This window comes from Kitasatospora sp. NPDC059646 (assembly GCF_042734615.1).
GTDB lineage: Bacteria > Actinomycetota > Actinomycetes > Streptomycetales > Streptomycetaceae > Kitasatospora.
This window is the reverse complement of the sequence record NZ_JBHWDS010000010.1, coordinates 63,146-77,507: the sequence shown is the minus strand read 5'-3', so window position 1 is coordinate 77,507 and position 14,362 is coordinate 63,146. Positions and strand designations below refer to the sequence as shown.

General features: G+C 76.4%; 12 protein-coding genes. 9 read left to right on the top strand and 3 right to left on the bottom strand.

The window, feature by feature from the left end:
- Positions 1 to 12: 12 nt before the first annotated feature.
- The 6 genes from ACFV1L_RS09320 to ACFV1L_RS09295 are packed head-to-tail and all read left to right on the top strand — an operon-like array spanning position 13 to position 6,469.
- Positions 13 to 774, top strand: coding sequence for a hypothetical protein (locus ACFV1L_RS09320; RefSeq protein ID WP_380364408.1), 762 nt, complete (start codon positions 13 to 15; stop codon positions 772 to 774).
- Entirely contained in the window at positions 774 to 2,603 is a 1,830-nt protein-coding gene (gene asnB, locus ACFV1L_RS09315; protein ID WP_380364406.1) for an asparagine synthase (glutamine-hydrolyzing), read from the top strand. The genes ACFV1L_RS09320 and asnB overlap by 1 nt, the downstream gene beginning before the upstream one ends.
- A complete protein-coding gene (locus tag ACFV1L_RS09310; protein WP_380364404.1) occupies positions 2,600 to 3,226 on the top strand; it encodes a flavin reductase family protein in 627 nt (208 codons plus the stop codon). The genes asnB and ACFV1L_RS09310 overlap by 4 nt, the downstream gene beginning before the upstream one ends.
- A complete protein-coding gene (locus ACFV1L_RS09305; protein WP_380364402.1) occupies positions 3,223 to 4,698 on the top strand; it encodes a 4-hydroxyphenylacetate 3-hydroxylase N-terminal domain-containing protein in 1,476 nt (491 codons plus the stop codon). The genes ACFV1L_RS09310 and ACFV1L_RS09305 overlap by 4 nt, the downstream gene beginning before the upstream one ends.
- Positions 4,695 to 5,579: a class I SAM-dependent methyltransferase gene (locus ACFV1L_RS09300; protein ID WP_380364400.1), complete on the top strand. Its 885-nt coding sequence runs from the start codon at positions 4,695 to 4,697 to the stop codon at positions 5,577 to 5,579. Before ACFV1L_RS09305 ends, ACFV1L_RS09300 begins: the two co-directional genes overlap by 4 nt.
- Before the next feature lie 47 nt (positions 5,580 to 5,626).
- Positions 5,627 to 6,469 carry a helix-turn-helix domain-containing protein gene (locus tag ACFV1L_RS09295; protein WP_380364398.1) on the top strand — a complete coding sequence of 281 codons (843 nt, stop codon included), beginning with the start codon at positions 5,627 to 5,629 and terminating at the stop codon, positions 6,467 to 6,469.
- Between the two features lie 19 nt (positions 6,470 to 6,488).
- On the opposite strand, the gene ACFV1L_RS09290 is transcribed toward ACFV1L_RS09295, so the two are convergent.
- Complete coding sequence (locus tag ACFV1L_RS09290; RefSeq protein ID WP_380364397.1) at positions 6,489 to 7,712, bottom strand: MFS transporter; 1,224 nt, start codon at positions 7,710 to 7,712, stop codon at positions 6,489 to 6,491.
- Between the two features lie 214 nt (positions 7,713 to 7,926).
- Between ACFV1L_RS09290 and ACFV1L_RS09285 the strand changes: the two genes are divergently transcribed.
- On the top strand, positions 7,927 to 9,186 hold the full coding sequence (locus ACFV1L_RS09285) for an aromatic acid exporter family protein (RefSeq protein ID WP_380364395.1): 1,260 nt from the start codon (positions 7,927 to 7,929) through the stop codon (positions 9,184 to 9,186).
- Between the two features lie 7 nt (positions 9,187 to 9,193).
- Here ACFV1L_RS09285 and ACFV1L_RS09280 read toward each other — a convergent pair whose 3' ends face one another.
- Together ACFV1L_RS09280 and ACFV1L_RS09275 are read right to left on the bottom strand one after the other, a co-directional pair.
- Positions 9,194 to 11,593 (bottom strand): FtsX-like permease family protein, encoded by a 2,400-nt coding sequence (locus ACFV1L_RS09280; protein WP_380364394.1) that lies wholly within the window; start codon positions 11,591 to 11,593, stop codon positions 9,194 to 9,196.
- On the bottom strand, positions 11,590 to 12,360 hold the full coding sequence (locus ACFV1L_RS09275) for an ABC transporter ATP-binding protein (RefSeq protein ID WP_380364393.1): 771 nt from the start codon (positions 12,358 to 12,360) through the stop codon (positions 11,590 to 11,592). The genes ACFV1L_RS09280 and ACFV1L_RS09275 overlap by 4 nt, the downstream gene beginning before the upstream one ends.
- A gap of 110 nt (positions 12,361 to 12,470) precedes the next feature.
- On the opposite strand from ACFV1L_RS09275, the gene ACFV1L_RS09270 reads away from it, so the two are divergent.
- On the top strand, positions 12,471 to 13,691 hold the full coding sequence (locus ACFV1L_RS09270; RefSeq protein WP_380364392.1) for a sensor histidine kinase: 1,221 nt from the start codon (positions 12,471 to 12,473) through the stop codon (positions 13,689 to 13,691).
- A complete protein-coding gene (locus ACFV1L_RS09265; RefSeq protein ID WP_380364390.1) occupies positions 13,676 to 14,323 on the top strand; it encodes a response regulator in 648 nt (215 codons plus the stop codon). The genes ACFV1L_RS09270 and ACFV1L_RS09265 overlap by 16 nt, the downstream gene beginning before the upstream one ends.
- Positions 14,324 to 14,362 lie beyond the last annotated feature (39 nt).

Here is a 14,362-nt window from a genome sequence, read left to right as displayed (position 1 = left end):
GGGAGAGCACCGATGGGCGTCGTACCCGAGGGCAGGACCGGACCGGACGGTCCGGCGGGGCGGCAGGTCGTCCTCCTGCCGGTCACGCCGGACACCGGGGCGGAGACTTCGCGCTCGCCGTACCGGTCGATGCCGGACGGCGAACGCTCCGCGCTGTGGCGCCGCCGGCTGCACGAGGCGGAGGCCGGGCTGACCCGGTACCTGGTGAGCCTCGGTGACCAGCCGCAGCTCGCGGAGTGGTTCGCGCTGCAGGGCGAGATCTTCGCCGACCTGCCGGACGGCTCCGCGCCGTCCGCGCAGTGGCAGCGGCTGTTCTTCCGCGGGCAGGCGCTGATGGAGCGCTTCCTGGTGCGGCACTACGGCGAGCAGGTGCTCGCGGCGTGGGCCGCGTCCAACGCCGAGGTGCACCGCACCGTCGAACCGGACCACGGCCGGGGCGCGGCGGACCCGATCCACCGGATCGCCCGTCAGGCCGAACTGTACGGCTCGGACTACGAGTTCGACGACGCGCGGCCGCCGGGCCCGCAGCACGCGGCGCTCACCATCACGCACTGCGCGATCTGGGACTACCGCGAGCAGGCCCGCCGCAGCGGGGTGACGATCACGCTCGCCTCGCCGTGCACGTACTGCACGCACGCGCTGTCCGCGAACATCCGCGCCAAGGGCTACCGCCCGGCGCACCGCCTGCTCTCGGGGCCGACCGGCCACGGCTGCCACTGGGAGGCGAGCGCCGAGGAGCAGGAGAACGACGAGAAGACGACGGGAGCGGCCTGATGTGCGGAGTGACCGGCTGGCTGGACTGGGCGGAGGATCTGCGACTGCGCGGGGAGACCGTCCGCCGGATGACGGAGACCCTGCTGTGCCGGGGTCCGGACGCCGACGGGGTGTGGCTGTCGCAGCACGCGGCGCTGGGCCACACCCGGCTGGCGGTGATCGACCTGGAGGGCGGCCTGCAGCCGTTCGCGGCCGGCGAGCCGGTCCGCGCGGTGCTGGCGTACAACGGCGAGCTGTACAACCACCGCGAGCTGCGGGCCGAGTTGGAGGCCTACGGACACGTGTTCCGGACCCGCTCCGACACCGAGGTGGTGCTCCGGGCGCACCTCCAGTGGGGGCACCTGGCGGCGGCCCGGTTCAACGGGATCTTCGGGTACGCGCTGTGGGACCACCTGCGCGAGGAACTCCTGCTGGTGCGCGACCACTTGGGCATCAAGCCGCTGTACTGGCACCGGCACGCGAACGGCGTGCTGTTCGGCTCCGAGCCGAAGGCGGTGCTGGAGAACCCGCTGCTGCCCGCCGAGTTGGACGCCGAGGGCATCGCCGAACTGTTCGCGCTGCCCGCCGCGCCGACCGCCGGCCACGGGCTGTTCCGCGGCCTGCACGAGGTCCGGCCAGGTCACGTGGTGGTGGCGAACCGCCGGACGGTGCGCGAACTGCCGTACTGGCGGCTGGAGTCGGCGCCGCACCAGGACGACGCGGCGACCACCCTGGCCACCGTGCGGGAGCTGCTCGCGGACGCGGTGGAGCGGCAGCTGGTCAGCGACGTCCCGCTGTGCACGCTGCTGTCCGGCGGCGTCGACTCCTCGGCGATCACCGCGCTGGCCGCGGCCGCCCGGGAACGCAACGGCCTCGGCAAGATCACCAGCTTCTCGGTGGACTTCCCCGGCAGCGCCGACCGCGCCCCCGACGCCTGGCGCACCGGCCAGGACGCCCCGTTCGTGCGGGCCGCCGCCGAGCACATCGGCACCGTGCACACCAGCGTGCTGATCCCCGACGACGACCTGCTGGACGCCCGCGCCGCCGTGCTGCGGGCCCGCGACCGGCCCGGCTGGGGCGAGATGGACGCCTCGCTGCACCTGCTGTTCCGCGAGGTGCGGCGGCGCTCCACGGTCGCGCTGTCCGGCGAGGCCGCGGACGAGGTGTTCGGCGGCTACCCGTACTTCCACGACGCTCCCGCGCTGGCCTCCGGCACCTTCCCGTGGCTGCACGGCCGCACCACGCCCGCGGCGCTGCTGCGCCCGGACGTGCGGGCCGAGGTCCGGCCCGCCGAGTACACCGCGGCCGCGTACCGCAGCAGCCTCGCCTCGGTGCCCCGGCTGGCCGGCGAGGATCCGGCCGCGGCCAAGGTGCGGGAGACCTTCCACCTGGCGCTGACCCGCTGGCTGCCGGCCCTGCTGGACCGGGTGGACCGGGTGTCGATGTCGGTCGGCCTGGAGGTGCGGGTGCCGTTCTGCGACCACCGGCTCGTCGAGTACCTGTGGAACGTGCCGTGGGAGCTGAAGTCCCCCGGCGGCCGGCCGAAGGGGCTGCTGCGGGACGCGGTGCGCGACCTGCTGCCGCCGCAGGTGACGGACCGCCCGAAGTCGGGCTACCCGTCCACCCCGGCGGTGCGCTACACCGAGGTGCTGACCGCCCGCGCCCACGAGCTGCTGGCCGATCCGGCGGCGCCCGTGTTCGACCTGGTGGACCGGGAACTGGTGCGCCGTCACCTCGCCGAGGGCCGGCCGCTGCCCAGCCCGCGCACCGCGCCGAACCCGGTCGGCGGCCTGGACCACCTGGTGCAGGTCGACGAGTGGCTGCGCGCCTACCGGGTGGGTCTGCGGTGAGCGCGCCGGCCCGCGGGACGGACGGCCCGGCCGTGGACGGTGCGGCCCCGGGCGATCCGGCGGCGGGCGGGTCCGCGGCGGCCGGCGCCTCCCGCGCGGTGCTCACGGAGACCGCCTTCCGTTCGGCCGCCCGGCACTGGCCGACCGGTGTCGCCGTGCTCACCGCCCGCTGGGCGGGCGTGGACCACGCGAAGACCGTCTCCTCGTTCAGCACCCTCTCGCTCGACCCGCTGCTGATCGGCGTCGCCGTCTCCCGGCACAGCCCGCTGGCGGCGGCGGTGCGCGAGGGCGGCCGGTTCGCCGTGTCGGTGCTGGGCGAGCACCAGGCGGCACTGGCCCGCCGGTTCGCCGCCCCGGGCGCGGGCCGGGCCCCGGGCGGGTTCGCCGACCTGCCGGTGCTCGCCGCACCGGCCGGCCCGCCCGTCCTGGCCGGCGCGCCGGCCTGGTTCTCCGCCCGACTGCACGCCGAACTGCCGGCCGGCGACCACCTGTTGCTGGTCGGCGCGGTTCTCGCGGTCGGCGAGGGGGCCGGCCGCCCGTTGCTCCACCACGCCGCCCGGTACCGCCGGCTCGGCCCCGAACTCCAGTCAACCGACGTACCACTTCGAGGAGTTGGCGCATGACCTTGCTGTCCCCGGACCCGCGCGGGCTGCTCACCGGCGCCCGCTACCTGGCCGAACTCGACGACGGACGCGAGCTGTACCTCGACGGGCAGCGCGTCACCAACCCGGCCGACCACCCGGCGTTCCGGCCCGCCGCCGAGGAGCTCGGCCGCCTGCTGGACCTCCAGCACCGGCCCGAGCACCGCGAGCTGCTCACCTTCAAGGACCCGGACACCGGCCTGCGGCTGGCCCGCGCCTACCAACCGCCCACCACCCTGGAGGAGTTGCGCGTCCAGCGGCGCAGCGCCGAGTTCTGGCACGCCGAGGCGCTCGGCCAGCAGGGCCGCTCCCCGGCGTTCATGGCGTCGATCGCGGTCGGCGTGCACGACTTCCGCCACCAGCTGGCCTCCGCCGATCCCCGGTTCGGGGCCAACGCCGAGGCCTGGTACCGGCACTGCGCCCAGAACGACCTGGTGCTGTCGCACGCCCTGGGCGATCCGCAGATCGACCGGTCGGCGAACCCGCTGGACGATCCCGACCTGGCGCTGCGGGTGCTGTCGGAGAACGAGCACGGCATCGTGGTGCGCGGCGCCAAGCAGTTGACCACGCTGGCGCCGCTGGCGCACGAGGTGCTGGTGTACCTGTCGGCGTCGTTCACCCAGGGCCGGGCCGAGCAGTTCGTGGTGTGGTTCGCGCTGCCGCTGAACACCCCGGGCCTGATCACGCTGGCCCGCGAGCCGCTCGGCACCGCGGCGTGGGGGCACGGCCATCCGCTCGGCGCCCGCTACGACGAGCAGGACGCGATGCTGTTCTTCGACGACGTCCTGGTGCCCTGGGACCGGGTGTTCCTGCTGCGGGACGCCGACCTGGCCCGCCGCGGCCTGGCCCGGATCAACGCCTGGAGCGCCTACGTCGGCCACATCCGCTACCGGGAGCGCCTGCGCACGCTGCTGGCCACCGCCACGCTGCTCGCCGAGTCCATCGGCGTCAGCCGGTTCCGCAACATCCAGGAGGACCTGGGCCGGCTCGCCGGGTACGCCGAACTCACCGAGTACTTCCTCGACGCGGCGGAGAACCGCGGCGCGCTCACCGACGCGGGCCTGTTCGCCCCCGGCGACACCTTCGCCTCCCGGGTCTGGTCCGCCGAGGTCGCGGGCGACGCCGTCGAGATCGTCCGGCGGATCGGCGCGTCCGGCCTGCTGATGCAGCCCTCCCCCGGCGACCTCGCCAACCCCCGGCTGCGCCCGCACCTGGAGCGGTACATGCGCGGCCGGGAGATCGACGTCGAGCTCAAGTCCCGGCTGTTCCGGCTGGCCTGGGAACTCACCGGGGACGGCTTCGGCCAGCGCCAGGACCTGTACGAGTACGTCCACCGCGGCGACCTCGCCCGCAACCGCATCAACGTCTTCCACCGCTACGACCAGTCCGCGACCAGGGCCCGGCTGCTGGCCCTGCTCGACCCCGCGACCAGTGTTCAGGAGGCCCGCCCGTGAGCCCGTCCGCCGTCGAGATCCAGGCCCGCACCCTCGCCGGGTACGCCGATGCCAGCCGGCTGCGCCAAGTCCAGGACCGCGACTGGGTGCTGGACCGCGTCACCGGCCGGCCCGAGACGCTGATCGACCTGGGCAGCGGCATCGGCCAGCTGCTGGAGAGCGCCCTGCTGCGCTTCCCGTCGCTGCGGCTGGCGGTCGGCCTGGAGCGCTCCGAGCACCGGATAGCCGAGGCCGCGCAGCGGCTCGCCCCGTTCGGCGAACGCTCCGCCCTGCACGCCGCCGACCTCACGGCGCCCGAGCAGCTCCCGTACCGCGCCCAGGTGATCACCCAGACCTCGGTGCTGCACTGGCTGTACCCCGACGAGGACCGGATCTTCGCCTGGGTCGCCGCCCACCTCGCCCCCGGGGGGCGCTTCCTGCTCACCACCTACCACCCCGCCCGGGACGCCCACGGCCTCGGCGGCGAGGACGAGCTGGTGCGCGAGGCACTGGCCGCGCTCGGCACCCCCGCCGAGGACGTCCCCGCGCTGCTCGCCGCGCACGGCGTGCTGCCGATCGCCACCCGCACCCGCACCGTGGACGAGCTGCTCGCCGTCCTCGGCCCGCACCTGCGGGTCGCCGACCACGACGAACGCGACGCGGTCGTCGGCGTCGAGTCGGCCGCGCAGTACGAGCACTTCCACGCGGCGACGTTCGGCGACTACTACGCCAGGGTGCTGCCCGCCGGGCGCCGCGCCGACTTCTACCGGGCCGTCGGCGCCGCCGCCTGGCGGCGCCAGGGCGAACGCGGGCACGTCAGCCACATGCCGGTCCGGCTCTGGGAATTGACGGCACGTGAGGAGTTTGTTTCAGAAACCGGAAACCGCCCGTCCCGCGCCTAGGGTGGATGCGCGACGACCCCGCAGCCGCCCGCGACGAGGAGCCACCCGTGTCCACCCCCGCCGTCAGTCAGGAGCTCGGCGCCTTCCTGCGCGCCCACCGCGAACGCCTCCAGCCCGCCGACGTCGGACTCACCGCCACCGCCCGGCGGCGCACCCCCGGGCTGCGCCGCGAGGAGGTCGCGTCGCTCTCCGGCGTCGGCCTCGCCTGGTACACCTGGCTCGAACAGGGCCGCGTCACCGCCTCCCGGCAGGTCCTGGAGGCGGTGGCGCGGGCGCTGCGGCTGGACGCGGCGGGTCTGCGGCACGCCATGCGGCTGGCCGGCTACCACGAGCCCGTGCCCGCCGACCGCACCGCCGAGCGGCTCGCCGACGCCGTCCGGCCCGTCCTCGACTCCTGGCCCGCGAGCCCCGCCGTGCTGCTCGACCGGCACTTCGACCTGCTGGCCTGGAACGCGGCGTGGACGGCGCTGTGGGGCTCCCCCGAGAACGTCCCCGCCGACCGCCGCAACCTGATGTGGCTGATGGCCGTCGACCGTCACCTGCGCAGCGTCCTGCACGACTGGGAGCCGCTCGCCATGAACGTCTTCCAGCACTTCCGCGCCCAGGCGGGGCCGGCGATCGCCGACCCCCGCACGGACGAGCTCTACCGCCGCCTCGAAGCCGACGCTCCCGACCTGCGCCACTGGTGGGGCTGCCACACCGTCGCCGAGCTCACCGCCCGCGAGGTCGTCGTCGAACCCCCGGCGGTGGGGGCGTTGCGGCTGACCCTCAGCTCGTTCCACCCGGTGGACGACCCGTCGGCGCTGGTCCTCCTGTTCACGCCGCGGACGGGCACGGACGTCGCCCGCATGACGGACCTGACGAAGCGTCCGCTGCGGGCGACGGCCTGACGGGCGCACCCGGGCGCGGCTACCGGTTGCGCACCCGCACCCCCAGCGCCCCGCCGGCCGCGATCAGGGCCAGGGCGACGCCGACGATCAGCGAGCCGTCCGTGACGTCGCCGAACGCGCCGACGGCCCAGGCGCCGAGGCCCGTGCCCGCGTACATGGTGGAGGTGAGCCAGGCGCTGGAGGTCGCCCGGTGGGCGGGGGCGACGGTGCCGGCCAGGGTCTGCTGGTCCGTCACGAAGGCGCCGGAGGCGGTGAACCAGAGCAGCACGCCGAGCAGCGAGAGGGCCAGTCCCGGGCCGGCGACGGCCAGCGCGATGCCGGCGGCCAGCAGCAGCGCCCAGACGGGCAGCAGCGGGACGGTGCGGCCCGCCGCGCGGGCCTTGTCGCCGAGCCGGCCGCCGAGCAGCGAACCGGCCACGCTGCCCGCGCCGACCAGCACGCCGACCAGGCCGAGGGCCTGCACGGACAGGTCGAAGCGGTCGCCGAGGACCGCGCCGAGGAAGGTGTACGCGCCCAGGTTCGCCGCGTTGAAGACGGTGTTGACGAGCAGGGCCCGCCGCAGCGCCGGGTCCCGCCAGCCCGCCAGGATCGCGCGGATCGCACCGTCGCGCGCGGCCCCGGCCGCGGGTGCGGCGGGCGCGACCTGACGGAGCAGCAGCGGGACCGCGGCGGCGGTTCCGGCGGCGAGCGCCCAGAACGCGGCGCGCCAGCCGGCCGCGCCGGCCAGCAGCCCGCCGAGCGGGACGCCGATGACCTGGCCGGTGGAGAACAGCGCCATGCCGAGTCCGAGGGCGCGGCCGCGGACCGCGTCGGGCGCGGTCTCGGCGATGTGCGCCCAGATGGCGGGGCCGGCGGCCGCGGCGGCCAGGCCGGCCAGCGCGCGCGAGGCGACCAGCAGCGCCAGGTCCGTGGACAGCGCGGCGGCGGCGTTGGAGAGCACGAACAGCGCCGTCCCGGCCAGCAGGGTGCGGCGGCGTCCGAACCGGTCGCTGAGCAGGCCGAGGAACGGTGCGCACACGGCGTACACCAGGACGTACGCGGTGACGGTGGACGCCGCGGCGGCCTCGCTGACGTGGATCGAGCCCGCGATGGTCGGCAGCAGCGGGGAGACCAGGAAGGTCTCCGTCCCGAACAGGAACAGCAGCGCGAACACGCCGGCGTACCGCCGGCGCCGGAACGCCCCGCCGGGCGGCGGGGCCGGCTGCTGCTCGGAGATCTGCGGAAGGTCGGACACGTCGCTCACGGCGACCACCACCTCGTCCGGTGTGTCGGCACGCGGCGCGTCCTCGGACCGCGGACGCCGTCGGCCGCGCGCAGGGGGATGTGGGAGGCCCGATGGGGCCATCCTCGGCAGCCCCCGGGGGCGCAACCAGACAGGCGTTCATCCTGTGACCGCGGCTCACACGCTCCGGGAGTGTCAGCGTGTGAGCGGCCCACCGGGAGGATAGAAGGGCGGCATGCGCTTTGTTCCGGAGTCGGTGGCGGCGGTGCTGCGTCGCGGTGCCAGGGAACCGTTCGTGGTGCAGTCGGTGCGGGCCACGGTGGCGGCGACGCTGGCGTACGTGGTGGCGACCTGGCTCAGCCGTGAGCCGGTGCCGCTGACGGCGCCGCTGACGGCGCTGCTGGTGGTCCAGGTGACGGTCTACTCGACGCTGAAGACCAGTGTGCGGCGGGTCAATTCGGTGGTCGTCGGGGTGCTGATCGCGATCGGGTTCTCGACTGTGGTCGGCCTGTCCTGGTGGAGCCTGGGCCTGATCATCCTGGCCTCGCTGACGGTGGGCCGCTTCGTGCGGGTGGACGAGTTCGTCCAGGAGGTGGCGATCAGCGCGATGCTGATCCTGGGCGTCTCGCAGGTCACCACGCAGGCCTGGGACCGGGTACTGGAGACGCTCATCGGCGCCGCCGTCGGCCTGCTGTTCAACCTGGTGTTCGCGCCGCCGGTGTGGGTGGACACCGCCGGGGAGAAGATCGAGGACCTGGCCCGCCGGGCCCGCCACCTGCTGCTCGACCTCGCCGAGGAGCTGGGCCGCCCGGTACCGGTCGAGCGGGCCGCCGAGCGGCTGCACGAGGCGCGCCGGCTGGATCAGGCGATCGCCGAGGTGGACGGCGCGCTCCGGCAGGCCGAGGACAGCCTGCGGCTGAACCCGCGGATCAGCGAGGGCCTGCTGTCCCGCCTGGTGCTGCGCACCGGACTGGACACGCTGGAGATCTGCGTGGTGGTGATCCGGGTGATCGCCCGCTCGCTGACCGACCTCGCCAAGCGCCGCGCCCCGGGCGAGCAGCTGTTCCGGCCGGACGTCGCGGTCGCCCTGGAGGAGCTGTTCGCGCACATCGGCGGGGCGCTGGTCAGCTTCGCCGTGCTGGTCACCACCCAGGTCAGCCGCAACGCGGAGGAGGCCGAGCAGCGCCTCACCTCGGAACTGGCCGCCGCCTGGACCTGCCGGGAGAACGTCGCGCAGCTGCTGCTGCGCCGGGTCCAGGAGGACCCGCAGGCCTGGCAGTTGCACGGCTCGCTGCTCGCCGAGGTGGACCGCATCCTCGACGAGCTCGACCTCGAACACCGCAGCCGCCGCCTGATGGAGGAACTCGACCGGGCGTCCGTCGCCAACCGCGAGCGCTTCTCCCGCTTCGCCGGCGTCCGCCGCCTCGCCCGCGGCGAACGCCTCCGCCCCCGCCGGCTGCGCCCCCGCCCCCGGCCGGAGCGGACCGGCGGCTGACGCCGCGTCACCTGCGGCGCAGCGTGCGCCAGGTGGTGACGGTGCTCGCCGTCACCGTCAGCGCGAGCGACCCGAGGACGGCCGCCGCGAGCGTGGGCAGGTGCAGGTGGGGGCCGAGTCGCGCGCCGGTCGCCCGGGAGAGCCCGGACGCGACGGCCGCCAGGGCGGGCAGCGCCACCAGGACGCCGAGGGCGGCGCCGAGGCCGGCCGTCAGGGCGCTCTCGCGGGCGGCGAGGGCCAGCAGTTGGCGGCGGGTCGCGCCGAGGGTGCCGAGGACGGCGAGGTCGCGGCGGCGGGCGTGCGCGGCGGCGGCCGCACCGTTGGCGGCGGCGAGCGCCCCGTACCCGGTGGCGACGGCGATCAGCAGCGCGGCGAGGGCGTCGGTCAGCCGGGCGTCGGTGGCGTAGTCGTCCAGGGCGTACCGCAGCGCGTCGTGGACGGCGGTGCCGGGGACGGCGGTGGCCGGGGCGCCGGCGGGAACGAAGACGTCGTCGTTCAGCGCGGCCGGGTCGTGCGCCCGCACCTGCGCGCGGGACATCACGAACGCGCCGCGCGCCGGGTCGTCCGGCAGCACCTCGGCGATCCGCACCGGCACGGTGGCGCCGTCGGCGAACCGCACCGCGTACTGCTGTCCGGCGGTGACGCCGAGCCGGTCGGCCAGGGTCCGGCCGAGGACGGCCTGCCCGGGCCGGTCCAGGGCGGGGTCGCGGGAGCCGAGGACGTCGACGGCGGTGGTGGCGCCGTCTGCGGCCCGGACGAACGCCCGGACCGGCAGCGCGGCCTTGCCGACGGGGTTGGCGGCGACCGCCTCGTCCGTGGTGCCGGGGGTGCCGTCGTTCGTGACGATGAGCTGCCCGGCGAGCTGCAGCGCCCGGCCGGCCGGGTACGCGGCCCGCATGGTCTGCACGGTGCCGCCGAGCAGGACGGCGAAGCCGACGGCGGCGATCACCGGCGCGGCCACGGCGGCGGCGCGGCGGGCCGAGGCGGTCAGGTCGCCGCGCAGCAGCAGCGGCCAGGCCGGTCGCAGCCGCAGCAGGGGTGCGGTGAGGGCCCGGGCCGACGGGCCGATCAGGACCGGGGCGAGCAGCGCGGCGGCGGTGATCAGCGCGGCGGTGGCGGTGATCGCGGCGGCGACCCGGTCGTCGGCGGTGGTGGTCGCGGTGGCCACGGCGGCGCCCGCACCGGCGAGCAGCGCGGCGAGGCCGCAGCCGGTGCGGAGCCGGCCGGTCGGCCGGTCGTCGCGGCTCTCCAGCAGGGCGTCCAGCGGGGCGGCCCGGGCGGCGGTCCGGCTCGACGCCCAGGCGGCGGCCGTGCTCACCGCGACGCCGACGGCCGCGGCGAGCAGCGGCGGACCGGCGTCATGACGGATCGTCAGCTCGGGCGGGGCGGCGTCCAGGCGCAGCAGCAGGCGGGCGAGGAGCGGCGCGGCGGCGAGGCCGAGCAGGCCGCCGGCGGCGGAGCCGAGCAGGGCGACGGCGGCGGCCTCGCCGAGCAGCATCCGGCGGATCCGGCCGGGGCCGGCGCCGATCAGCCGCAGCAGGCCGAGGTCGCGGCGGCGCAGGCCGGTGTGCAGGGCGAGCGTGGCGGCCACCACGAACGCGGTGGTGAACAGGGCCAACGCGGCGACGGCGGCGAGCAGTTGGTCGGCGAGGAAGCGCTTGTGCTCCAGGTGCCGGGGCTGGAGCGCGGCGCGGGCGGCGCCGGTGAGCACCTCGGCGCGGCCGGCGGTGGCGGCGCGGGCGGCGGCGGCCGCCCGGCCGGGCCCGGCATCGGGTGCGGCGAGCAGGGCGATCGCCCGGACGCCGGGGGCGCGGGCGGCGGCGGTGCGGTCGTCGAACCAGTAGCCGGGGCCGTCGAGGGTGCCGGTGACGGTGAACTCGGCGCGCCCGGCGGTCAGGTTGACGGTGAGTCGGCTGCCGGCGGGCACGCCGAGCGCCGCGGCGACCACGACCTCGTCGGCGGCGGCCGGTGCGCGGCCGACGACCAGCCGGTACGGGGCGAGCGCGGCGGCGGACCAGCCGTGCCCGGCCTCGGCGGCCCCGCGGTCCGCGACCGGTCGGCCGCCTCGGAACGCCTGCGCGTAGAACGCCCGGTCGGCGACGGCGGCGGCGATCGCCGGGTCGGCCCGGAGCGCGGTCAGCAGGCCGGCCGCCTCGTCCTCGCTCCACGGGATCCGGTCGGCGGGGCTGCCGTCGGGGTCGACGGCCCGGGGCGGCAGCACCAGCGCGGCGGCCCCGGCCAGCCGCGGCTGCACGGCGGGGGCCGCGGAGGTCCGGACGGTCAGCGCGGCCGTGATCAGCGCGGTGCCGGCCAGCACGGCCAGGAAGGCGGCGAGGAACCCCGTCCACCGGGTGCGCAGTTCGGCGAGGACCAGCATCCCGCCGGCTCCGGCCGCGCGGGGCGTCATGACGCCACCTCCAGTCGGGCCATCCGGTCGGCGATGGCCGTGGTGTTGTCGGCGAGGCGACCGGGGCGGAGGGCGAGGGAGTCGGCGAGGCGGCCGTCCTTGAGGAGGACGACGGTGTCGGCGACGGCCGCGGCGGCCGGGTCGTGGGTGACCATGACGGTGGTCCGGCCGTGGTCGTCGACCAGGGTGCGGAGCAGGCGGAGGACGTGGCGGCCGGTCGCGGTGTCGAGGGCGCCGGTGGGTTCGTCGGCGAACAGGACGGCGGGGCGGGTGGCCAGGGCGCGGGCGAGGGCGACGCGTTGCTGCTGGCCGCCGGAGAGCCGGCCGGGGCGGTGGCCCGCCCGGTCGGCGAGGCCGACGGCGTCGAGCGCGGCGGCGACCTGCGCGGCGGGCAGGCGGCGGCCGGCGAACCGGGCGGGCAGTTCGACGTTCTGGGCGGCGGTCAGCGAGTCGACCAGGTTGAAGGCCTGGAACACGAAGCCGATCCGGTCGCGCCGCAGTTCGGTGCGGCGGCGTTCGTCGAGCGCGGCCAGGTCGTGCCCGGCGAGTTCGACGCGGCCGGAGGTGGGCAGGTCGAGGCCGGCCGCGCAGTGCAGCAGGGTGGACTTGCCGGAGCCGGAGGGGCCCATGACCGCGGTGAGGGTGCCGGGCGGGAAGTCGAGGGTGATGCCGTCGAGCGCGGTCACGGCGCTCTCGCCGGTGCCGTGCACCTTGCGGAGGGCGTGCAGCCGCACCGGGGCGGGCAGGTCGGGCCGAGTGGTCGTCATGGGGACGATTCCAGCGGGCGGCCGGGGGGCCGGGCACGGGTCCGGGCACCACTTCGAAGGTAGTGCGGGCACTACCGCGCGCGGCCGGGGCGGGCGCTAGAGTCGCCGGGATGCGTCCTCGAACGGCCTGGCAGGCGATGGCCCAGCGTCCGGTGGCCTTCCTCGGTTCGGGGTGGCCCTGGCGCTCCGCGGCGTACCTGGCGACCGGGGTGCCGGTGGGTGCGGCCGCGGTCGCGGTGCTGGTGGCGGGTCTGGTGGCCGGTGCGGTGCTGCTGGTGGTGCTGGTCGGGGTGGCGCCGCTGCTGGGGGTGGTGCTGTCGGCGACGGCGCTGGCCCGGGTGGAGCGGTGGCGGCTGCGGCTGGTGGACGTCGATCCGGCGCCGGATCCGCACCGCGCGCCGGACGGGACCGGCCTGCGGGCGTGGGCGGCGACCCGGCTGACCGAGCAGGCGACGTGGCGGGAGCTGGGCTTCGCGCTGCTGTCGGCGGCGGCCCTGTGGTGGCTGGACCTGCTGGTGCTGGCGTTCTCGTTCGCGCTGCCCGCGCTGTGCTTCGCGTCGACGGACGGCACGACCTGGCCGTGGACGGTGTTCGGCGCGCTGGTGCTGCTCGCCTCGCCGTACACGGTGACCTCCTGGGCCGGCGCCCGGGCGGCACTGGTGCGGGTCCTGCTCGCGCCGCGCGACCAGGAGCTCGGCGCGGCGCTGCGGGAGGTGCGGGCGTCCCGGTCGCGGCTGATCGACGCGTTCGACGCCGAGCGGGTCCGGATCGAGCGCGACCTGCACGACGGCGCCCAGCAGCACCTGATCTCGCTCGGCATGACGCTCGGCCTGCTGGAGCTGGACCTGCCGGCCGGCTCCCCGCTGCGCGCCGACCTGGCCCGGGCGCAGCGTCAACTGGGCGCCGCGCACGAGGAGTTGCGGGCCCTGGTCCGGGGCCTGAATCCTCCGGTGCTGGCCGACCACGGACTGGCGGCGGCGGTCCGCGAGCAGGCCAGCCGGTTCCCGCTGCCGGTCGCCGTGGACCTCGACCTGCCGGCCCGGCTGCCCCGCCAGCTGGAGCTGCACCTGTACTACCTGATCGCCGAGGCGCTGACCAACATCGCCCGGCACAGCGGCGCGCGCACCGCCGCCGTGCACGGCCGGCACCGCGCCGACCTGCTCGTCCTGGAGATCACGGACGACGGGCGCGGCGGCGCCGATCCGGCCCGCGGCAGCGGCCTGACCGGCCTGGCCGACCGACTGACCGCCGTCGACGGCCGCCTGCGGGTGTCCAGCCCGCCGGGCGGCCCGACCCTGCTCCACGTGGAGGTTCCGTGCCGCTTCGGGTGATCGTCGCCGAGGACGCCGTACTGCTGCGGGAGGGCCTGGTGGGCCTGCTGCAGCGGTTCGGCCACACCGTCCCGGCCGCCGTCGGCGACGCCCCGGCGCTGCTGGCCGCCGCCCGCGCGGAGCTGCCGGACCTGGTCGTCACCGACGTCCGGATGCCGCCGTCCGACGCCGACGACGGACTGCGCGCGGCCGTCGAGCTGCGCCGCGAGCACCCGGGGCTGCCGGTGGTGGTGCTCAGCCAGTACGTCGAGCAGTCGTACGCGATGCGGCTGCTGGACTCCGACCGGGGGCGCGCCGTCGGCTACCTGCTCAAGGAGCGGGTCGGCGCGGTCGCGGACTTCATGGACTCCCTCGACCGGGTCGCGGCCGGCGGCACCGTGGTCGACCCGGAGGTGGTCCAGCAGCTGGTCCGGCTCCGGCAGGATCCGCTGGAGCGGCTGAGCGCCCGCGAGCGGGAGGTGCTCGCCCTGATGGCCCAGGGCCGCTCGAACGCCAACCTGGCGGCCGAGCTGTTCGTCAGCGACGCCGCCGTCAACAAGCACATCGGCAACATCTTCGCCAAGCTCGACCTGCCCGCCGACACCGACGGCCACCGCCGGGTGCTGGCCGTGCTGCGCTACCTGAGCGCCTGACGGCCGGGGCCCGGGACCTGACGGGCCGTCGGAGTGGGC

What these genes read in the sequence shown, in the direction of transcription:
- ACFV1L_RS09320 (WP_380364408.1), top strand. Translation starts at nt 13, where the DNA reads ATGGGCGTCGTACCCGAGGGCAGGACCGGACCGGACGGTCCGGCGGGG.
- ACFV1L_RS09275 (WP_380364393.1), bottom strand. Translation starts at nt 12,360, where the DNA reads ATGACGACCACTCGGCCCGACCTGCCCGCCCCGGTGCGGCTGCACGCC.
- ACFV1L_RS09305 (WP_380364402.1), top strand. Translation starts at nt 3,223, where the DNA reads ATGACCTTGCTGTCCCCGGACCCGCGCGGGCTGCTCACCGGCGCCCGC.
- ACFV1L_RS09285 (WP_380364395.1), top strand. Translation starts at nt 7,927, where the DNA reads ATGCGCTTTGTTCCGGAGTCGGTGGCGGCGGTGCTGCGTCGCGGTGCC.
- ACFV1L_RS09280 (WP_380364394.1), bottom strand. Translation starts at nt 11,593, where the DNA reads ATGACGCCCCGCGCGGCCGGAGCCGGCGGGATGCTGGTCCTCGCCGAA.
- asnB (WP_380364406.1), top strand. Translation starts at nt 774, where the DNA reads ATGTGCGGAGTGACCGGCTGGCTGGACTGGGCGGAGGATCTGCGACTG.
- ACFV1L_RS09270 (WP_380364392.1), top strand. Translation starts at nt 12,471, where the DNA reads ATGCGTCCTCGAACGGCCTGGCAGGCGATGGCCCAGCGTCCGGTGGCC.